18 protein-coding genes are annotated in these 20,337 nt (G+C 56.8%); all 18 read right to left on the reverse strand.

What is annotated here, in order from left to right; genetic code table 11:
- The 18 genes from M2Q46_RS04800 to M2Q46_RS04885 all read right to left on the reverse strand — a co-directional run bounded on the left by M2Q46_RS04800 (window position 1) and on the right by M2Q46_RS04885 (window position 20,335).
- A complete protein-coding gene (locus tag M2Q46_RS04800) occupies window positions 1–846 on the reverse strand; it encodes a type II secretion system F family protein (protein ID WP_060185175.1) in 846 nt (281 codons plus the stop codon).
- Window positions 843–2,495, reverse strand: a complete 1,653-nt coding sequence (locus M2Q46_RS04805; RefSeq protein ID WP_052159465.1) for an ATPase, T2SS/T4P/T4SS family — start codon at window positions 2,493–2,495, stop codon at window positions 843–845. The genes M2Q46_RS04800 and M2Q46_RS04805 overlap by 4 nt, the downstream gene beginning before the upstream one ends.
- Window positions 2,482–3,816: a type II and III secretion system protein family protein gene (locus M2Q46_RS04810; protein ID WP_230940545.1), complete on the reverse strand. Its 1,335-nt coding sequence runs from the start codon at window positions 3,814–3,816 to the stop codon at window positions 2,482–2,484. The genes M2Q46_RS04805 and M2Q46_RS04810 overlap by 14 nt, the downstream gene beginning before the upstream one ends.
- Window positions 3,817–3,848: 32 nt before the next feature.
- On the reverse strand, window positions 3,849–4,730 hold the full coding sequence (cpaB, locus tag M2Q46_RS04815; RefSeq protein ID WP_060185176.1) for a Flp pilus assembly protein CpaB: 882 nt from the start codon (window positions 4,728–4,730) through the stop codon (window positions 3,849–3,851).
- Window positions 4,727–5,347, reverse strand: coding sequence for a hypothetical protein (locus tag M2Q46_RS04820; protein ID WP_060185177.1), 621 nt, complete (start codon window positions 5,345–5,347; stop codon window positions 4,727–4,729). Before M2Q46_RS04820 ends, cpaB begins: the two co-directional genes overlap by 4 nt.
- Window positions 5,344–5,946, reverse strand: a complete 603-nt coding sequence (locus M2Q46_RS04825; RefSeq protein WP_302356855.1) for a pilus assembly protein TadE — start codon at window positions 5,944–5,946, stop codon at window positions 5,344–5,346. The genes M2Q46_RS04820 and M2Q46_RS04825 overlap by 4 nt, the downstream gene beginning before the upstream one ends.
- Complete coding sequence (locus M2Q46_RS04830) at window positions 5,943–7,205, reverse strand: hypothetical protein (protein ID WP_302356856.1); 1,263 nt, start codon at window positions 7,203–7,205, stop codon at window positions 5,943–5,945. The genes M2Q46_RS04825 and M2Q46_RS04830 overlap by 4 nt, the downstream gene beginning before the upstream one ends.
- Window positions 7,202–7,459, reverse strand: a complete 258-nt coding sequence (locus M2Q46_RS04835) for a hypothetical protein (RefSeq protein ID WP_009462197.1) — start codon at window positions 7,457–7,459, stop codon at window positions 7,202–7,204. The genes M2Q46_RS04830 and M2Q46_RS04835 overlap by 4 nt, the downstream gene beginning before the upstream one ends.
- Window positions 7,460–7,563: 104 nt before the next feature.
- The gene (locus M2Q46_RS04840) at window positions 7,564–9,927 is read right to left on the reverse strand and encodes a TonB-dependent siderophore receptor (protein ID WP_302356857.1); all 2,364 of its coding nucleotides are present in this window, start codon (window positions 9,925–9,927) and stop codon (window positions 7,564–7,566) included.
- 257 nt (window positions 9,928–10,184) lie between these two features.
- Window positions 10,185–11,174 (reverse strand): FecR family protein, encoded by a 990-nt coding sequence (locus M2Q46_RS04845; protein ID WP_302356858.1) that lies wholly within the window; start codon window positions 11,172–11,174, stop codon window positions 10,185–10,187.
- Window positions 11,175–11,255: 81 nt separating this feature from the next.
- A complete protein-coding gene (locus tag M2Q46_RS04850) occupies window positions 11,256–11,759 on the reverse strand; it encodes a sigma-70 family RNA polymerase sigma factor (protein ID WP_035272834.1) in 504 nt (167 codons plus the stop codon).
- A 242-nt stretch (window positions 11,760–12,001) separates the two neighbouring features.
- The gene (locus tag M2Q46_RS04855) at window positions 12,002–13,156 is read right to left on the reverse strand and encodes a YncE family protein (protein WP_302356859.1); all 1,155 of its coding nucleotides are present in this window, start codon (window positions 13,154–13,156) and stop codon (window positions 12,002–12,004) included.
- A 40-nt stretch (window positions 13,157–13,196) separates the two neighbouring features.
- Window positions 13,197–15,569, reverse strand: a complete 2,373-nt coding sequence (locus M2Q46_RS04860) for a TonB-dependent receptor (protein WP_254001932.1) — start codon at window positions 15,567–15,569, stop codon at window positions 13,197–13,199.
- A gap of 289 nt (window positions 15,570–15,858) precedes the next feature.
- Complete coding sequence (locus M2Q46_RS04865) at window positions 15,859–16,827, reverse strand: FecR domain-containing protein (protein ID WP_239054333.1); 969 nt, start codon at window positions 16,825–16,827, stop codon at window positions 15,859–15,861.
- A gap of 7 nt (window positions 16,828–16,834) precedes the next feature.
- A complete protein-coding gene (locus tag M2Q46_RS04870) occupies window positions 16,835–17,338 on the reverse strand; it encodes a sigma-70 family RNA polymerase sigma factor (RefSeq protein ID WP_239054334.1) in 504 nt (167 codons plus the stop codon).
- A gap of 234 nt (window positions 17,339–17,572) precedes the next feature.
- Window positions 17,573–18,268, reverse strand: coding sequence for a fumarylacetoacetate hydrolase family protein (locus tag M2Q46_RS04875; protein ID WP_239054335.1), 696 nt, complete (start codon window positions 18,266–18,268; stop codon window positions 17,573–17,575).
- The gene (gene ppa, locus M2Q46_RS04880; protein WP_009462201.1) at window positions 18,265–18,801 is read right to left on the reverse strand and encodes an inorganic diphosphatase; all 537 of its coding nucleotides are present in this window, start codon (window positions 18,799–18,801) and stop codon (window positions 18,265–18,267) included. Before ppa ends, M2Q46_RS04875 begins: the two co-directional genes overlap by 4 nt.
- Window positions 18,802–18,829: 28 nt before the next feature.
- A complete protein-coding gene (locus tag M2Q46_RS04885) occupies window positions 18,830–20,335 on the reverse strand; it encodes a heme biosynthesis HemY N-terminal domain-containing protein (protein ID WP_035272839.1) in 1,506 nt (501 codons plus the stop codon).
- Between the last annotated feature and the right edge of the window lie 2 nt (window positions 20,336–20,337).

The raw sequence follows: 20,337 nt of genomic DNA on the forward strand, positions 1-20,337 counted from the left end.
TCACCCCTCCCCTCGCAGGATCACTTGCATCCACCACAGCCCCATCAGCAGCATGGCCACTAGCGCCCCCGCCACCCAAACACCCAATGTGTTGAACCAGGCCTGCTCAAATGCCGTGGCATCCAGAAGGTACAAAGCTCCCGCCACAAAACCCGGCAAGCAGAACATGATGCGCGCCTGCAAACGCGCCTGCGCGGTCAAGGCAACAATCTTGTCCTCGATGGTCAGTCGCGCCCGAATGGTTTGCGCCAGTATCTTCAAGCGTTCCCCTAGCCCCGCCCCCGTGCTCTGGCCCATCTGCAAGGCACTGAACAACATGGCCAGTTCTGACACCGGCACTCGATCCAGAAGGTCTTGATACGAGTCCTTGGCACTCACCCCCAAGCGCTGCTGACGCAATAGCAAACGCAGCTCTTGCCCCAAGGGCGCAGGCAAAGATTGAGACAGCTGCTGCAAAGCCGCTTGCAAGGCCACACCTGCTTGCAGGCTCAAGGCCAAAGACAGAACAAAGTCAGGCAACTGTCGTCGTAAGCTTGCCAAGCGCCGCTGTCCCATCCAGCGCAGAACCAGTAAAGGCGTGACTGCAGCCAGCAGAGCTACCATCGCTGCCAGCCAGAACGACTGCATCAGCCACCAGGCCGTCAAAAAGATCAGGGGCAATAAAGCCCAGGCCCCAAAAGCCAAATACTGACTGCGCACAAATACAAAATGCGATTGCAAACTCTGCTCGGACTGCCTGAGCAGTTGCTGCCTATAACGCTTGGCAAGACGCTGTCCTGAACGTAGCAATACATAGGCCAACGCCGTGGTACCCAAGACAATCAGCAAAATACTGAGAAATCTCATGATTGCCTCTCTGCAGACGAAACATGCTCGGAACGCAAGCCACTGGCGGCAAAACCGAACTCCGGGCGATAGCTGTACAAGGTTTGCAGTTGAATACGCTGCGCCTCGATGCCGGTCACCTCCACAATCTCGTGCACCAAACGCTTGCCATCAGGTAAGCGGCTCAGTTGCACAATAATGTGCAAGGCCCGCGCGATATGCTCTCGCACAACCAGCAAAGGCAAATCCAGGCCTGCCATCAACACCATCCCTTCCAGGCGGGACAAAGCATCGCGAGGCGTATTCGCATGCAAGGTCCCCATCGAGCCTTCGTGGCCGGTGTTCATGGCCGACAACATATCGAAAGCTTCTGCGCCCCGGCACTCCCCCACCACAATCCGGTCTGGCCTCATTCGCAAGGCTTGTCGCAACAGGCTCCGTATATCCACTTGCCCCTGACCTTCTGCATTCGCGGGTCGGGACTCCAAAGCCACCCAATTACTGTGCTGCAACTGCAGCTCAGCCGCGTCTTCCAGGGTCACGATTCGTTCACCTGAATCAATACAGGTGCTGAGCACGTTCAGCAAAGTCGTTTTGCCTGTCCCGGTTCCACCCGAAACCAGAATATTGCAGCGTCGCTGCACCGCCTGTTGCAGGAATGCGGCCATCTCCGGCGACAAACTGCCCGTCTGCAACAGATCCTCCAGCCCCAGGCGTCGTTTGGGAAACTTGCGTATGGTCACGCAGGTTCCCTTGACCGCAATGGGCGACAGTACGGCATGAAAACGCGAGCCATCGGCCAAGCGCCCATCCACTGCGGGCGAGCTGATATCCAGCCGTCTACCCAAGGGAGCCAGGATGCGGTCAATAATCGCCCGCAAGGCCGACTCGCTGCTGAACACCAGGGGATGGGCCTGAAGCCGCCCCGCCTGCTCAACAAATACCCGATCATAATGATTGACCATAATTTCCGAGACCGAGGCATCAGCCAGTAAAGGCTCCAGAGGCCCCAAACCCACCGCTTCGGCACAAACACTGGCTTGCAGTCTGGCTTGCTCATGCTTGGGGACAGCACATTGGGCCTGGATCAAACGACCCAAGCAATCAAAGGCTTCCTGCTCCAACTGTTTGTCTGTGACGCGGGAGAGGTCTCGACGCTCCAATTCCAACGCACTCAACAAGGCTTGATGCAGGCGTTGCTGTTCCTGTCTGAACAGATCACTATCGGATACCGGAAGATCAGCTTGCCCAGGAGGGAAAAAACCTTGCTCACCTTGTGGTGTCTGACGCGGTTCTTCCATCGTAAAGGACTGCGGTATTGAGGTTTCCGGTGGGTTTCCCAAGTCCGAAACGGCCATATCAACTCTGGGCTGAACCTTCTGCCCAAAACCGGCAATCCGCAACTTGAACCCTCCCAGCACCAGCACATCACCCAAGCGCAAAGGCCCATCGTCATAAACCCGTTTGCCGTTAAGCTGTACGCCCGTCAAAGAGCCGTGATCCTGGATGTACACCGCCCCCGCCCGCTTCAGAAAACTGGCATGCTGGCGCGCGATACGCCAGGACGGCAGAACCACATCACAGGCCGGGTCACGCCCTATCAAGGCCGGCAAACTGACCGTGCAGGGGCGCGTCGTCCCCAGCTCCGACTCAAGCTCAAGGTTCAACACGAAATACCTCACTATCAGGTTCTACCCATTGCGACCAGGTACCTCGCCCTGCTCCCTTGGGGATGGCACGCACAGGTGTATTCAAGCGTGGAGCATCAGGAAAGCTTTGATCCAACCACTGGGTAGCATTGGCCTGCCGAGCCAGCAAATCAGGATGTTCCGCAGCCACCAAAGTCGGGGTCACAAATACCGCCAACTCCGTTTCCTGTCGGGCAAAGCGTTCGGAACGAAACAAGGCGCCCAGCACTGGCAAACTGGCCAATCCCGGTAGACGATCCACATGCCGAGATTCTTCACGCGAGATAAACCCTGCCAGCACCAGCGTTTGTCCTGAACGGACATTGAACTCGGTCGAAGCTCGTCGGGTTTTCAAAGACGGCCCGGCGGGTTGGGACAGGCTGGCATCAACGGAGCTAACCTCCACCTCGATCTGCGAACGCACCAGCCCGCCACGCTCGACTCGCGGCACAATGCGCAGCGACACACCGTAAGGCTTGAAGCTGGTCTTGCTGTTTCCCTTGTCGTCCGTGGTGGTGTAAGGCAGCTCGCCCCCGGCCAGAAACTCGGCTTGAGAACCACTGCGTGCCAATAGCTGCGGTTGCGCCAGTACAACCGCATGTCCTTCCTGTGCCATGGCCTGAACGCGAGCAGACATCAAGGCGCCAACACCAAAGAACGCTGCCCCCTGCTTGGCAGGAAACGCCAAAGGCAAAACAGCTTCACCTGGCCTGTCCAAAAACTGATGAGTAGACGCATCCCAGGCACCGCCCATACTCAAACCACCCTGAGAGCTCCCATCCCAACGCACTCCCAGCTCTCGCAGACTGTTGCGCGGCACCTCCACTACCTGCACATCCAGCAAGACCATCGGTTCCCAACCGTCCTGCTGCGTGAAATCCAGCAATTGAGGATGCTCCTGACTTAATGCCTGAATGCGTTGCTTGTCCTGATCACTTAAACCTTCTCCTTCCAACACCAGCTTGCCACCCAGTTCGCTGATGCGTAACTCGGGAATGCGTTCCAGCAAACTTCGTAGCTCCGCCAAGGTTTGCCTATGATTTTCTGGCGACACCTCAATTTGGTAGGACTGGCTTTGCCCGGAATGGGACCAGACTTGTACCACCGTGCTGCCCGTCTTGCGTGCAAACAGAATCAACTCGCCCGATTCCGTGGTGACAGCGTGAACAATATCACCGTCGCCGACCGCCACCCGCTCCACCTGCGTGTCAGGCAGAACCATCAACTCACCGACTTGTAGCCCCAAGCCCTGGGCCTGGCTTTGCAAAGTTGCACTACACAGGGCACCAGACAGCAAACTCACAGCGGCCCGCCTACACCAATCGCGATTTTTGCTCATGGCTGCTGCCCCACAGAAAAGCCGTCCGGCATATCCAGCCAACCCAGACGCTCCACTTCTGTCTGGCCAAGTTGCCCTGCCGGTCTGTTGCCGTACAAAACTTGTACAGGCTGTTTGGGCCTTGCACCCGGCCCCAGACCCAGAATGTCAGCCAGTTCACCTCGCACGGCAGCCTGATGGGGTGTATGGTCATCCGGATTGCGCAGCAAAGCACTGATGCGTCCATGTTGCCTGGCTGCCAGCAACTTCAAGGCATCGTCCGGGCCTACATCCAGGGTCAAGGTGTTGTAGAAGTCCTGATCCAATCTGGCCGTGGTCGAGCCTTCACCCGATCTTTGTCCGGTCGCCAGAACCAGAACAGACTGCAGCAAGGGGGCCGTTACCCGCCGCTGCCGATCATCAAAACTGACATAGATATCGATCAGATCTCCTGGCCGGATCAACCCCGACACCGAACTGATCGCATCCACCGGCACAGTCAGGGCACGCCTGCCAGAGAGCAATTGCTGTGAAAATGGACTGCTGACTTCCTGCACATGCGCCTTGCTGATCAAATCCCCTGCCCGCAACGGCTGGCTGAGCACTTGCCCCAGCAGACTCTCAAACTGCGCCACATCCCAACTGTCACTAGGCACCAGTTCAGCAGGAAAGGCGCGGGCGGCCAAATGCTCCGCCTGCAACACCGTCCCCGCTGTCAGACTGGAGGCGGCTACCACCCTATCCAATTGCACACGATGCGCCGCTTGCCGCAGAGCCTCCTCCTGCCGGTCCAAGTAACGACTGCTGGTCCCGGCTGCCATCAAACCAGCCACCAAGGCCAGCAGGCCAAACCCTGCGCTGGGATGACGGCATAGCCAAAAGAATTTCGCCCGAATCATGAGGCCCCCTTTCCACAGGCACGGCAGATCAAGAGCAAGTAGCGCTGCTGCTCATGCTCCAGCTCCATGACATCCAGCTCGGCCGGGCCTTTGCGCCAATAACGCTCGCCCGCCTCGCCTCCCCAGTCCTTGCGACGCAAATCGGCTTGCCATCCAGGCTCGGCCTTCAACAGCCAACTTTGCACTTGCCCTGGCTGTTCGTGTTGCCACAGGACGGCACCAGCAACGGGTGGCGCTGACCAAACCGATGAGGGGGAAACAGGCTGACTGTGTTCGGAAACACTTAACAAACCCGACAAGGTCGAGGCCTGTATATCCTCCAACCACAAAACGCAATTCCTGCCATCTTTGGCACGCAGAAATACCCATTGCCTTTCCAATCTGATTGCGCCGTAATGAGCTCCACAGAATGGCTCCAAACGAGAAGCCAAGGTCTGCGCATCCAGGTCTGTGCTCAGTCCCCAGCTATACACAGGTCCAACATCGGTCTGTGCCATTTGCCCTTGATCCCACTGAACTTGGGAGTCCTGCAAAGGTAGGAGCAAGGGCTGCGTTCTAGCCGGCACAGGGCTGAACATCAAGAAAAACAGCAAGAGCAAGGCAAACAGCTGTCTCATGGTCGCTCCTTGGGGCCATGATCCGGCACGTAATCCTGCCACCGGCTCAGCCAATCCAAATCGGCTCGTGTCCGCCCCCAGGCCGCGTCCATAGGCCCTGCCCGCCGTATCGTTTCTCTGGCAGCGGGCCGGCTTGAGGCCATGGCCTCCCCCCAAGCAGTCGTACTGTTTTCCAAACGCTGACGAGTTTGTTGTGTACTGTTAGCCTGCCCCGCAGCCGCCCACAGCCGGGATTGGCGCTGCAACTGTGTTTTGATGGACAGAGTTGCCAGCCAACGCGGCCACGGAATGGAAACACGCGACTGTGCCGTCCAGAATCCACTGCGCAAGCTCAAAAGCTCCCATTGCAAGGGCTGGGTTGTCGCTATCGGCGACTCCGAAAAACAGGTCGGTACTGCTTCTTGAACGGGGCTGCTCGCTGCTGGAACTGGCTTGCCATGGGCATCGTGCGTGAACAGGCTCAAGTGTGTACTCTGCTGCATCTGCTGCAAGCGATACTGCTGCTGCATCAGCCAACGTCCCGCCATCACCATCAGGCCCAACACCACACCCAGCAAACAGGCCTCGACCAGTGCAATCCCTTTTTGTCGCGTGTTCATAATTGGCGGCCTCCTGCATCCATCAGCCGTGCCTGCCAAAAGGGCAAAAACAGGCTGGGCTTGGCATCCACACCAGAATCTGCCCTATCCGGTGGCAGGGAGAAAAATGATTGCGCCGCCGCCCGTGTATGAACGGTTTGTCCCAAATGGCCTTGGGCCTGTAATGTCAGCACAAGATCGGGGCCTGCGCTCTTTTCAGAATCAGCCAAGGCATACCCGTCTACCCATGACCTTTGACTCCAGGGTCTGGCATCTCGCCGCGCCCAGGATTGCGCCACTGTATTGCCTTGAGCCGATAGCAAAGAGCTATTGCCCTGCTCCAGCGCCCACTTCCAGAAGCTCTGCCCTGAAAAGTCGTCTGGCGCATCAATTCCGGACGCATGAGTTGGCGTTTGCAAGGCCCACGCCATGGCATACTCACGGAAATAACAGCCTATCCAACGGTTGGAGCGAACCATATGCATGGACTGCGTATCGTTGGAATGCCAGCGGCCCGAACGGTCAAACTCGGTACGACCAGCACGACGCAAACGATGCTGCCACAAAGGGCAACGCCGATCGACACCGGGATAAGAGCGAGCCTCGTAATCCCGTGGGGCCAGAAACCCGTATAAAGACACCAGATGCGCCAAGCCCGACTGCCATTGGGCTTGTCCGGACTGTAGCAACAGAAACTGCGGCCAGTCGTCCTGCTCAAACTGCCAGCGAATGGCTTGAGCCGGCCAATCCGGCAAACTGCCATCCAAGGTCGCCTGAATAATGGTTTGTCGCCGTTGCGGTAACCCCTCTACCAATTGCTCTTGGGCCTGCGCCAGCACGTCATGAATCAAACGCTGATGGGCCTGGAAAGCCTGTTCTAAGGCCTGCTGGTTGTCTCCAGCAGAGCGCGCCTGGGTATACGCCAGCCCATGTGCGGGACCAAACATCATGGCGACCAAGTGCGCAGGCGGATTCGCCCTACGCGCTTGCCCGGACTGGGTTTGCGCTGCCCTGTCCCATGTTGCCAAGGTCAATAAATGACCCAAAGCCAGTTGATGCCCCAACTGCGCCCGATTGATATAAGCCAGCAGGTTCAAGGTACGTGCCTGCTCGGTGGCCGCACCATAGGCAGCCGCATCCAGCACCAGGGACAAACGCCCTTGCTGCTCGGCAATCTGGTTCACATGAAAGTAGCCGCCCCACGCGACAGACAGAAGTGCCAGCGCGATCAGGCCCCAGGCTAATGCCGCCCCCTCTTGTGGTTGGTTGGGCGGCCTCATTGCGCATTGCCTGTAAAGGATTTCAGGCTCTTGGCACTGCCTTGAGCCGCAGCAGCAGAAGCGGCAGATTGCGCTTGCTGAGTCTGCTCGGAGCCATCCTCCCCCGCCAGTTCCTTGGCCATGGCCGCGGTCTGATTGCGAATCACCTGACCAAAGGACTGGTACACCGCAATGGCCGCCACCGCGACCAAAGCCACAATAATTAAATACTCGACCATGCCCTGGCCGCGCTGCCGCCTGATGAACTGTCTCATTGGAATCTCCCAAAAGTCAGTTCACAGTCTGCCCCTTGGCAGCGGGCCAGAATATTCGCAAAAGCCGAGCTGGATGGGCTTGTCCGGCTGCCGGCTCTGTTGCCTTACATTCGATATTGCACAGTCAGATAAACAGTGCGTGGGGTGCCATAGTAATTATGGTCATAACTGATCGACTGGAAATAATGGCGGTCAAACAAGTTATTGATATTGACGGCAGCACTGAGCTGATCGCTAAACTGATAGGCGACGCGGGCATCCGCAACGGCATAGCCACCTTGCTTGCGTCCGTAGTAGCCGAAGCTGGAAGAAGCACTTTGCAGATTCAATCCCGCGCCCATGCTCCATTTATGCCATTGCCCTGGCAAACGGTAATTGGCCCAGACTCGTGCCATATGACGTGGCACACCCGTATTGGCGGAAATATCGTAACCCACAGACGGGACATCATTGCCCCGGTTACGCGTCTGGGTGTAGGTATACGAGGCAGCCACCTGCAAGCCACGCAAGATTTCACCGTTGATTTCCGCCTCAAAACCCTGACTACGAACCTGCGCAGAGGGCCGGTAGCACGTACCGCCGCAATTCAAGTTGGCCACGCTCTCAGGCACCGTACCATCCTCGAAAGCCACGCCCTTTTGATCAGTGCGGAAAACCGCCAACAAGGTATTGACGCGTCCATCCATCAACTCGCCTTTCAAGCCCAACTCGTAATTACGACCTGTGACAGGACTCAGAAAAGCACCGGAGCGGTCGCGCTGGCTTTGTGGCCGAAAAATATCGGCGTAACTGGCATAGACGGACCATTGATTATCCAGATCCACCACCAACCCCATAAAGGGGGTGAACTTGCTGTTTTCCTTGGCATTGGTTTCGGATTTCCCCCAAACACCGTCAGACAGGTAGGTCTGCTCATACCAGGAGAGACGGCCACCTACTAACACGGAAAAGGGCTCGGCGAGCTGATAGCGTGCCGTGGCATACACGCCTTTCTTGTCCGAACGATAGCCGTCATCCATACGATTGGCAGCAATAATATCTTCACTGGCCAATTCGGGAGCGGTGACACGCTGCTGGTACGACGCATTCAGGTTCTCTACATTTCGCATCCAGCCCCACAAGTCATGGCTGCGCAAACGAGAAAAATTAGCGCCCAGGGTGACATCCAGCTGCCGGTCAAACAAACGAGTACGTCCGTTCAAATAGGCATCGCCACCCCATTGGCGCGACACCATATCAAAGGCGTAGGCGTCTCCCCGAAAGGTATTAGGAGGGCCCAAACGCCCTGTCCGGAGCAGATACTTCACATCGTTGGACTCACGCACACGCACTAAGCTGGCCTTGAATTTCCAGTCCTCGTTAAAGCGATGCGCAAAATCTGCAAACCAGGTGTCCTGAGTCTTGGACGTATGGTTCCAGGGTGCGCTCAAGTTCGTATGCCGCGGGTAGTCTGGCATAGAGCCATCACCATAATTGGGCAAAGCCGACCAATCGATGACACCATAGGGTTTCTCGCGGCTATAACCCAAACCTACTGTGGTGGCCGGCCCCAGATCAAAGTCGAGAGCCCCGTAAAACGTGCGATCCACCGAACCCACATAATCGCGGAAGGAGTCTTGCTTGTCATAATTCAACACCACCCGTCCGCGGACAGTGGCCGAGTCGTTCAGTGCGCCGGACAAATCCGCCTGAGCACCGTAGCGGTCCCACGATCCAGTTGTGCCAGTAAATACAAACTGTCGCTCGTTGGTGGGACGTTTACGCACCATATTCACCGACCCTGAAGGATCCCCCGCGCCTTCAAATAGACCTTGCGGACCACGCATGATTTCAACGCGATCATAAATCGAAGTATCTGAATTAAAGGCAGAGCCACGCGCATACAACTGGCGCTCCAAAGGCACACCGTCAAACTGATAGCTCTGGATAAAGAAGCCACGCGAATAGAACTGACCACCGGGATCATTGGCCACCATAGTGACACCCGGCGCCTTGTTCAAGGCATCCCGAATATCGGTCACACCCTGATCATCCAGCTGCTGACGGGTGATGACCGAGACGGCCTGGGGAATCTCCCGCAAGGACTGCTCACCCTTGCTGATACTGACTCTGGGGGTAACATAGGATCCACTCCCTTCCGTCGCCAGGCTCGTATTGGCCATAACCGTGATCGGAGCCAATTGCGTAGTGTCATCACGGCTTGCTAGGGTTAAAGAAACCGTTCGCCCTTTCCATCTGGCTTGCACGCCCGTCCCCCTCAACAAGCTTTGCATAGCCTGCTGCGGCGTCATGCGCCCCCTGACTGGCGCTGCCTGAAAGCCACTGACGGTATCGGGCAAATAATAGATTTGAATGTCTGCCTGCTGCCCCAACTCAAGTAAAGCCCGGTTCAGGGATTGAGCCGGAATAGAGATTGACAGCGCAGGCGCGTCCTGCGCAATCGCCTGCCCCAAGGGACTGAACGACAAGGCCAGTGCCAATACGCTGAGCCCTACACCCTGCACCGGGCGTAAGGCAAAAAGAGGCCATCGTTTATTTGTGTTCTGTGGATACACCGTAGTACTCGTTATAAGGAAAGCGACGCACAAAGCGACAAGCCCTTTGGCCAAAGGCAATCAGGGACGCAAAACTGTCCCTTCCCTCATAAGAGTCAATCAGGAGCAAACTCCGTAACGATTCTCGTTCCCAAATTGAAAGCAATTGTATCTTTCAAGGAATATGTGGTCTAACGAGCCGCAATACCCAACCGGCCATCGGGTCCTTGGACAATCACCACGGGTGCCAATGAGGGCAGGACGCCCAGAAAAGCGTGGGGATCATTCACATCGAAAACACCGGTCACTCGCAGCCCGCGCAAGGATGGGCTATGCAGCACAATGCCTGGCTCCTTGTAGCGATTGAGCTCGGCTACGATGTGCTCCAGTGGCTCAGCATCGAAAATGGCTCGACCCTGACGCCAGGCCAAAGCCTGCACCATATTTCGTGACTGCACGGAGGCCTGTTGACCGCTGCCCAGACGCACACCCTGCTCCCCTACGAGGTTGTAATTGGTGCTGTTCCACCAGGGTCCGCTCTCTACACGTACCGAACCGGAATCAACCGCCACATCAACCGTGTCCGTCTCGCGTCGCACATTAAAACGAGTGCCCGTCACCCGTATCACGGCCTGGCCGGCATCGACATTAAAAGGCCGATCTGGCTCGGAGCGCACCTGGAAAAAAGCCTCCCCTTTTTCCAACACGACGCGGCGCTCAGACTGATAAAAGGACACGTGCACCACGCTATCGGTATTCAGACTGATCAGCGATCCGTCCGGCAAGGTCTGCTCAAGCCGTTCGCCCTTGCGGCTGACATAGCGCTGGGTATATTGCTCACTTTCCAGCCAACGCTGCGGCCCCAGAACAGCGACACCCGCTATCGCCGCACAGGCACTTCCCAACCCTGCGATAAACGCTCTACGTCCCCATTGCGGTGCCCGAGGGCGAGTGTTTTGTGCCAAGCGTGCCTTGAAAGCGGCATCCGGTGTTGCCTGCGCAATCGACCACATGGCTTCCATGTCCTGATAAGCCTGCGCATGACGCGGGTCCTGTTCACGCCATTGCTTGAGCAGCGTCTGATCCCCCTCCTGCATCAGGCCACCTCGCACGCGCGCAAACCAGAACGCGGCAGCGTCGTGTGGATCATCAGGAATGGGAAGTGAATGGGATAAGCTCATAGTCGCTACGATAGCTCGCCGGTTAATCCCTGTACCAATACGGGTGAAGACAGAAAAGTGCTCATGGCGTGCATCGTTATATTAAGAGGAAAACTGCTGCAACTTAAGCTGCAAATGACGCATGCTGCGGGTCAGGTACTTTTCTACCGAACTGACAGACAAACCCAGATGACTGGCGATTTCAGGCACGGTCCAGCCTTCCAGCCTGTGGCAGGAAAAAACCTGCTGACAGACGGGTGGCAGCTCATCCAGGGCCGCCAGCAAGGCTTCCGACAACTGCCCGCAATAGGCTGCCTCCTCGGCGCCCGACACCACGGGATGATCCTGTTCGCTCAGATCCTGCAAGGGAATCGTTAAAGCAGGCTGCTCCCGCTTTTGTCGCTGTATCAGACTGTTGGCCGCACTGCGATGCAAATAGGCTCTGGGATTGCTGATTCGGGCTACGTCTTGCTCCAGCATTCCGGCAATAGCATCGTGGGCCACATCTTCCCCATCACAGCTGTTTGATGAACGTCGCGTCCACGTCTTAACCAGCTCGTGGTAATGCACGAGCCAAGTTTTACGTGAGGACGAAAAACGCGACATAGAACGGCATGGGGTAAATAGATCAAGGGGACATAATAATAACAACGATTCTCATTATTGTTATTGTGTTTTGATCCGAACAGGAAAAAGCCTTGAAACAAAAGGATCATCTCCTGAGATCTTTGTCTCCTTTATCAGGCAAACGAACAAAAAAAAAACCGCCAACTGATCTGCCCCCAAAGCTTGGATGGTTGTCCAATATTTGGGATGCAGTTCAAATGGCGGGCGTTCTTGAAACAAGCTTAACGAGGCGCTAACCGGGCCACGCCTTCCCTTGCTGTTCTGCTCTCTTCCTTGATGGACACGTAGACATTTCCCGAAGCTGCATCCAGGGTCAGACTATTAGGGTGCGGCGCCAAAGGCACCGTCGCCAAAAGCGTGTAGTCCTCTGCATCCAGCACGCTGACCGTGCCGCTATCCCGGTTGGAAACATAAACACGGTCCCGGCCTTCATCCAGCATCGGTGCAATGGGAGCCTTGCCCGTCGGTACGCTGGCCAACAGGGCACCGTTTCTGGCATCAATCGCCACCACCCTATGTCCGGGTCCGCGCTTTTCATACTCCGTCAGCCCGGCTTTCTCCTTGCGCAAGGTATCCATACGCTCCGAGCCCAGATCACTTGCCAGCAGACGATGGCGTTTGTGGTCATAGGCCAGATTCAGCAATTGATCCGCCTTGACCTCCCATTGGGTTTTGATGGTCAAGGTCTTTGTATCAATGCCAAATACCTGTCCCTGCAAGTTGGACACATAGAGCCTGTTGCCCTCTTTATCCAGAGCAATGCCCGCTGCGCCTGCTCCCAGGCCAGAGACAACCCGATCCAGTTTCAGATTGGCCGTATCGACGACATACAGCACACTGCCTTGGGCACTCAGACCCGGAGCATAGAGGCGTTGCCTCTTCTGATCCACGACCAGCTCGCGCAGCAGATGCGGATAGATCGCTTTATCGCCGTCGTAACGGATGGGCTCGGCCAATTGCACGACGCCAAGAACGCGATTTTGCGCCGTATCGACGACCGTCACCGAGGCCGTCAGCGCATTGCCCACATACAGACGGTTGGCGGCATCATCCAGTGCAACTCCGAACCCACCCCGCTCCAGCGGAATTTCTACTGTCACCGACAAATCAGCTGGATTCAGACGCAAGATTCTGGAAGGTTCACTGACAGGATCCGCGCCCCCGGCTGATGCCACAAAAACCGCCTGCTGACGCGCCGAATAAGCGAGTTCATACAAGCGCGGCGCAATCATTTTGCGCGTCACCTGTATCGTTTCCTGCGCTTTTTGCTCCTGGGTCGCGGGACTTACCGCTGCCCGTTTGTCCGCACCCAATTGTGCGCAAGCAGCCGTCACGCTGACGCAGGCCAGCAATCCATATCGCTGCCATTTATTCATAGTCCACCTCGTGCTCGGTAATAAGTGAAATTCGTCTGGATTAGAAATCCATGCTGGCGGACAACATGAATGTTCGAGGAGCGCCCTGCCAGAGCTTGCCGCTACCGCCAGCCGACCAATAGGCTTTGTTGGCGATATTCAGTACATCGGCACGCAAGGTCAGTGCATGACCGCTTATGGAAGTTTGATAACGCAAGCCGGCATCAAAGATAGTTCTACCCGCCGCACGCATCGAGTTATCGCTGCTGTAATACTGTCCCTGGATCGCCTGCATATTTCCTGTCGCCGTCAGACCTGTCACACCAGGCACATCCCACTCCACACCCAACTTGCCTTGCCACTTGGGTCTGGCCATGACGAAACGCCCTTGATTGACACCACCGGCTGTCTTGCTCAACTCGGCATCCAAATAGGCAATGCCCCCCATCAGACGCAAGCCCTCTACGGGCTCTCCAAAGAAGTTCAGTTCCAGGCCACGATTACGCTGCTCACCATCGAAGGAGAAGATATTGCTTGTGGGGTCGATATAGCTGTTGGGCAGGCGGATTTGATAGGCACTCAATGTCGCGGCAAAATCACCCAGATCCAGCTTCACACCCACTTCATGTTGTCTGGTTTTATGCGGTGCGAAAATTTCACCGGCGTTATTGGTGCCCACTGGAGCAATCGCCCCCTCGCGCAAGCCTTCGATGTAGTTGCCATAGACGGAAACCTCATCGCTGAGCTTGACCAGCAAGGCCGCCGATGGAGAGGTGGCCGACTCCTTGTAGCGCGCCGTACTGACACCACTGACAGGGTGGAAGGACTCGCTCAGGACGTTCTGATGCCGGATTCCCAGTGTCAACATGATGCTATCGTCCGCAAAGGACAGGGTGTCAGCGATGCCTACGCTGCTCAGGCGAGACAAGGCGGTTTTGGGCACGTCCGATTTGCCGATGACTGTTGCGGGAGCTGGCCCCCAAGTAGGAGCATAGATGTTCGTGTACCAGTCCGTGGGCAATAGTCCGACAACCGTTTTGGAACGCACTTCTTGCTCATAGTATGAAGCGCTCAGGGCCAGTTCATGCCGCACGCTGCCCGTGCTCAGGCGGGCCATGATGCCTACATCACCTGCCTTGCGGTCCAGCACTTGGCGCTGCTGTCCAAAATTGTTTCGATAGCGGCCCTGCGGATCGGTGACCGCAAACACCACCCCGAGCAAGCCGTCATAATCCGTGCTGCCTTGGCCGTAGTTACCGTAAACCGTCACGTCCTTGCTCAGATCAGCTTCGCCACGCAGCACAAACGCGGTGTCCTCGGCACGGGAATATGTCCAGTCTGGTGCCAAAGCCTGCCCTGGCTTGGGTACATCGGGCGTATCCAATCCGCGACCCACCGTAATGCCACGCGTGACACCTTTCACATTGTCTTTACTAACGTAAAAGTCAGCCGCCAGCCGTACGGTATCCGTACGCCAATCCAGCCCCAATGCAGCCAGGGTTGCCCGTTTCGACTGCTTATCGGTAGCCGTACTTCCGTCCTGATACAAGCCGTTGAAACGAATACCAAACTGCTGCTTGTCACCAAAGCGGCGCCCTACATCGACATGGCTACCATATTGGCCATCGGAGACGAACATGCCGGTCAAACGCGCTAACGGCGTTTCAGTCGCACGTTTGGGGACCAGGTTCACACTCCCGCCCACTGAACCGCCGGGCGGCATGCCATTGAGCATGGCAGACGGACCTTTCAGTACCTCAACCCGTTCCACTAACTCCAAAGGGACACGGTTATAAGGCAGCAAGCCGTACAAGCCACCAAAGGCAATATCGCCCGAACCCACGTCAAAACCGCGAATCACAAAAGCTTCGCGCACAGTGCCACGCATGCCCAGGTCGTACACCGCAGCGTCAGTAGAGCCAATTACCCGCGCCAAATCCTGCGCCTGCCGTACCGCTTCTTCCGTATAGCTGATGGTGCTGAACGGCGTCTCCATGAAATCCTTGTAGCCCAACAACCCTACCCGACTGCCCGTGGCCACCTTGCCGCCTGCATACACCGGCGTCAAATCCCCACGATACAAACCGGTGACAATCACAGGACTGAGCTGCGTGACGCCACCCGCCTGGATATCGACAGAGGACGACATGGTCGTTTCAGGCAAGGGACGCAGCACATAGCGGCCGCCGCTTGTAGCGACCGCTTCATAAGTCGTGTCGGCAAGCAAACGAGCGAAGCCGTCCTGAACACTGTACTGCCCTTGCAGGGGGCGGCTTTGCAAGCCCGCCAATTGCTGCGGCTCAAACACCAGCTGTACACCAGAAAGCGCGGCAAACTCGGCCAGAGCGTCACTGAGCTTGCCCGCCGGCAGAGCGTAAGTTCGTTTGGCGCTGGTGTCCATTACGTCAGCAGCCAGGGCGGGAGAGCTGGCCATCAAGGAGGTTGCCGTCAACGCGCAAAGCGTGGAACTGAGAAACAGAGCGAGAACATCTGCTCTAAGCCGGAACACAGTGCGATGGGGGTGTGAAGTCTGCGCGTCAGCCGTTTTGCGGGCCAGTCTGGACAGACATACGTGAGAAACCATGCTAGGAACCTTTCGTCAATGGAGGTGAAAACCTGCGACGTCATGCGTCATAAGAGGCACACCGGACGAGACGAAAAAAGTGCTCACTTTATGGGAGAATTTTTTCAAACCTTGAGCCAGCACGCTGCGTGTCGGCACTTCAAGGTTGCGGAACCAGCTCCACCCAGTACGAAGAGTAAGTCACGATACGCAATGGCAAAGACTCCGCCAGGCTGGCCAAGGCGGCATCGGTATCCTTCAAGGACAAGGCCCCCGATACGCGCAACTGCGACAAAGTCGGATCACAACGCAGCACACCCGAGCGATACCGCCCCAGCTCGGCCAGAACATCCTCCAGCCGCATGTCTTTGGCCAACAGGATGCCCTGCTCCCAAAACACATCCGCGTCTTGCAGTGGACGAGGCGTGCTGATACCCCTGATATCAAAGTCCGCCTGCTCACCCGCTTGTACGCGACGAGACGACCCCGCCAAAGGCCGAACCTCGACGGCATGCTCCAGCACAGCCACGCGGAACGTATCACCATCCAGCTGGCGCACACTGAAACGTGTTCCCAAGGCACGCACCAGTCCGGCGGAGGTATCGACCAGAAAAGGTCTGGGAACGGCAAAAGAGTCCGGCTGGGTCGTAATCAGAATCTCGCCAGCCAGCAAATGGAGTCGGCGCTCGGTCTGGCTTTGTGCAATATTCACGGCGCTGCGCGTATTGAGCACCAGCTGGGAACCATCAGGCAGAACCAGAGGTTTACGCTCCCCCGTTCCTGTGGCCACATCAGCGGTCCAGCGACGCCAGGGAGCCTGACTGACGGCCAGCATCCCCAAGGGCGCAGCAAACAGCAACGTCCCCAGCATGCGCAAGGTGTGACGACGTTTGTGGCGACGATCCAGCTTCTCCACCGCCTCTTTGCCTATCTCCGCAGGCAACTGATCGAAAACATGGAATACAGCCTGTGTTCGCGTCCAGGCCTCTTCATGAGCCGGGCTTTTTCTGCGCCATTGTTCGAAAGCCTGACGCTCGCTGTCTGAAGGCGTGTCGTACTGGAAGGTCATGGCCCAGTTGGCCGCCTCTTTCAGCAGATCGTGCTGGATGGTGCCCGTGGATGAAGACATGCTAGCCCTATGCAACCGCCGCGCAGGCAACCAGCGCTTTCTGGATGTAGCGACGCACCGTAATCAAGGGCATCTTCATATGCTCGGCAATCTGAGCCAGCGTCATGCCATGCAGTTGCGCCAGCAAAAACACCTCCCGAGTGCGCGGCGTCAAGCTGGCCAGCATGGCGTCTATCCGCATCAAGGCCTCGATGATGATCAGTCTGGTTTCCGGGGATGGCATATGCACAGCGGGAAAATGGGCAATGGCTTCCAGATAAGCCTCTTCCACCGACTTTCTGCGCCAGTGATCGACCAGCAAGCCTTTCGCGACATGCGTCAGCAAGGCACGCGGTTCACTGCCAAGACCTGGGGAAAATGTGCGTGCTGTCAGAATGCGCACAAAGGTGTCCTGCGCAATATCAGCGGCATCATTGCTATTGCCCAGCTTACGGCGCAGCCAGCCCTGCAGCCAGCCATGATGAAGGCAATAGAGCGTTTCAACCGTCATCACGGATAGCTTGTCAGACATGGGTGTATTCATTGAAAGCCTGGAGTCAGGCAGGGAGACAAATAAGAATAAGTCTCAATTATCAATAAATTACTTCTGACAGGCAAGATATACCGTCATCTACACACGCCTGACCGTCAGACGGCAGACATGCAAATGACGACACGCCCCCGCCTTGCATCAGAAGACCCAATGAATAAACCCGTCTGGAGACTGCTCTCCAGACGGGTTCATGACCAGCTATTCAGACCTGGATCAGACCAGACGCACCTCTATGCTACCCAGACCATCGATCGCCCCTTGCATCACATCGCCACGTTCCACCGAGCCGACACCGGCTGGGGTTCCCGTGAAAATGATGTCACCTGGGAACAACTCGAACAGGCCCGACAGGTAAGCGATGGATTCAGCCACATTCCAGATCAACTGATTCAAATCGCCAGTCTGGCGACGCTCGCCGTTGACGTCCAGGGTAATAGCACCTTGGGACAGCTCGCCAATACGGCTGCGTGGGACCAGAGGGCCGGTCGGCGCGGAGTGGTCAAAGGCTTTGCCCACTTCCCAGGGACGACCAGCTTTTTTAGCTTGCGTCTGCAAATCCCGGCGGGTCATGTCCAGACCCACCGCGTATCCCCACACACATTCAGCAGCCTGCTCCACAGTCAGATCACGCCCGCCCTTGGACAAAGCCACGACGAGTTCGATCTCGTGATGCAGATCCTGGGTGCGGGAGGGATAAGGCATGTCGCAGACCTGGCCGGGCAGCACGTTCAAGATGGAGTCCGCCGGTTTGCAGAAGAAAAAAGGATCTTCGCGACCGGTAAAGCCCATTTCCTGTGCATGCTCGACGTAATTGCGGCCGACGCAGTAAATGCGGCGTACAGGAAAAACCTGCTCACTGCCCTGTACGTTCAGGGCCGCAACGGCGGGTGCGGGAATGACGGTACTCATTTTGCCTGGCCGTCAGCAAAGCGCTTGGCACCGTCTACCAGCTCTTTCTTGGCAGCTTCGATACCGTCCCAGCCCTTGACCTTGACCCATTTACCTTTTTCGATGTCTTTGTAGTGCTCGAAAAAGTGCTTGATGCGCTCCAGCTCTTCAGGCTGCAGATCTTCAGGCGACTTCACGTTGCGGTACAGGGGGTACAGCTTGTCGGTAGGCACGGCCAGCAGTTTGGCATCGCCACCGCCTTCGTCGTCCATATGCAGCACGCCGATAGGACGGCAAGGAATCACGGCACCGATCTGGATTGGGAAAGGAGCAATCACCAGCACGTCAACCGGGTCGCCATCGTCCGAAATGGTTTGTGGAACGTAGCCGTAGTTGCAAGGGTAGTGCATGGCGGTCAGCATGAAACGGTCCACAAAAACCACGCCGTTCTCGTCAACTTCGTATTTGACGGGGTCCGAGTTCATGGGGATTTCGATGACTACGTTGATCTCGTCGGGCAGTTTTTTGCCAGCAGGTACTTGGGCGAGGCTCATTCGTGCAAACCTTTAAAAATAAAAGAAATTAATCGTTGGAGCGTCGAGGACGATCCGAAGTTTGAGAGAGATCGACCCCAGGGATGGGAGCCGTATCAAAGTAATCATCCAGATCCGAAGAGGAGCTCAAGCTGTCTTGCGAAGGCGTGGCAGCAGGAGGCACTGGCTCGGCCACCACAGGCAATGGACGGCCCTGATCCGGCAGGTCCTCGGCCACGACGCTGGCGGCATAAGTGTAATGCGGCAGATCGTCGTCATCCTGCGATGGCAGGCTGTCTGCATCGGTATGGCTAGGGTCATGACGAGTATCGGCTGCTGGCAAAGCCGTGCTGACCGCCAGAATCGGTAAGGTGCCGGCCATGGAGGCGGCCTTGCGCCAGTAAGAGACGGCTTCGTCGTGGCGACCCAGGCTGTCGTACAGATTACCCAACAAAGCATGATTACGCAGATCGCCCTGGATTTTCAGGCTACGCAACAGGTAATGCTCGCCCTGCCCCCACAATTGGCTGGTCAGGCACAGATGGCCCAAAGTGGACAGCAAGACCGGATTGTTGGGCTGACTGCGCAGCCACTCTTCGGCCTTGGCCAAACGGCGGCCCACATATTCAGGTGGGCACTGGGCGTAGGCTTCCAGCAAGCGGCTGTCGAAACTGGCTGCAATCGCAGGCTCCAGGATACGACCGGCTTCTTCATAATTGCCTTCATGTTCTTGAATCAGGGCAGCTTCCAGCGCGACGCCGGGCAGGATCTTTTCTTCGGACTTCAGATCCGACCATAAGGCCTTGAACTGTTCAGCACCACCCACACGCAAACGAGCAGCAGCGGCAAATTCGATGTGGTTCAGTGCCTCTTGACGTTCGATGCCACTGCGGCGCACCAGCAAACGAGTCAACTCGTAAACACGCTCGGCATTACCTTGCTGGCGATAGGCGCGCAACAACAAACGAGTGGCGTGCAAGTGGCGCGAACTGGCATCCTGCAAATCCTGCAGCAGCTCGATGGCTTCTTCGGTACGATTCTGATCCAGGTACAGCTCGGCCGAAGCCACGGCACTAGCCTCTTTCAAACGGGCATCATCGCCAGCGGCAGCACGAGCGGCGGCCAAGGCTTCGTCACGTTGAGCAATCTGACCTTGGTAATGCGCAGCACGCGCTGCTGCCAAGCCTGCCACGACTTTGCTGGACTGCGAGCGGGTTTTGCTCATCAGCTTCATCAAGTCTTTTTCAGCTTGCTCGTAACGACCTTCCAGAATGCTGATCCAGCCAGTTTCCAGCAAAGCCTGGTCACGGCGTTGAGCGCGACGACCACGCCACAGGCGGAAACGCTCCGGACCATCGCTGAACCAGGCCAACAGGCGCAGCAGTACGTACAGCACGATGAACAGCCCCAGCGTACACAGGACCACGTAAGTCAGCGAAGCACGTGCCAGATAATGCGGCGTGACCAAATAGACATTACCGGCGTGTTCACGCAAGACCAGAGCCAGCGCGACCGCAGCGATAAATAAGATGAGAGTCCAAAACCAAGTACGCATAC

Origin of the sequence: Alcaligenes sp. YSL9 (genome assembly GCF_030515105.1) — a bacterium.
Lineage (GTDB): Bacteria > Pseudomonadota > Gammaproteobacteria > Burkholderiales > Burkholderiaceae_B > Alcaligenes > Alcaligenes phenolicus.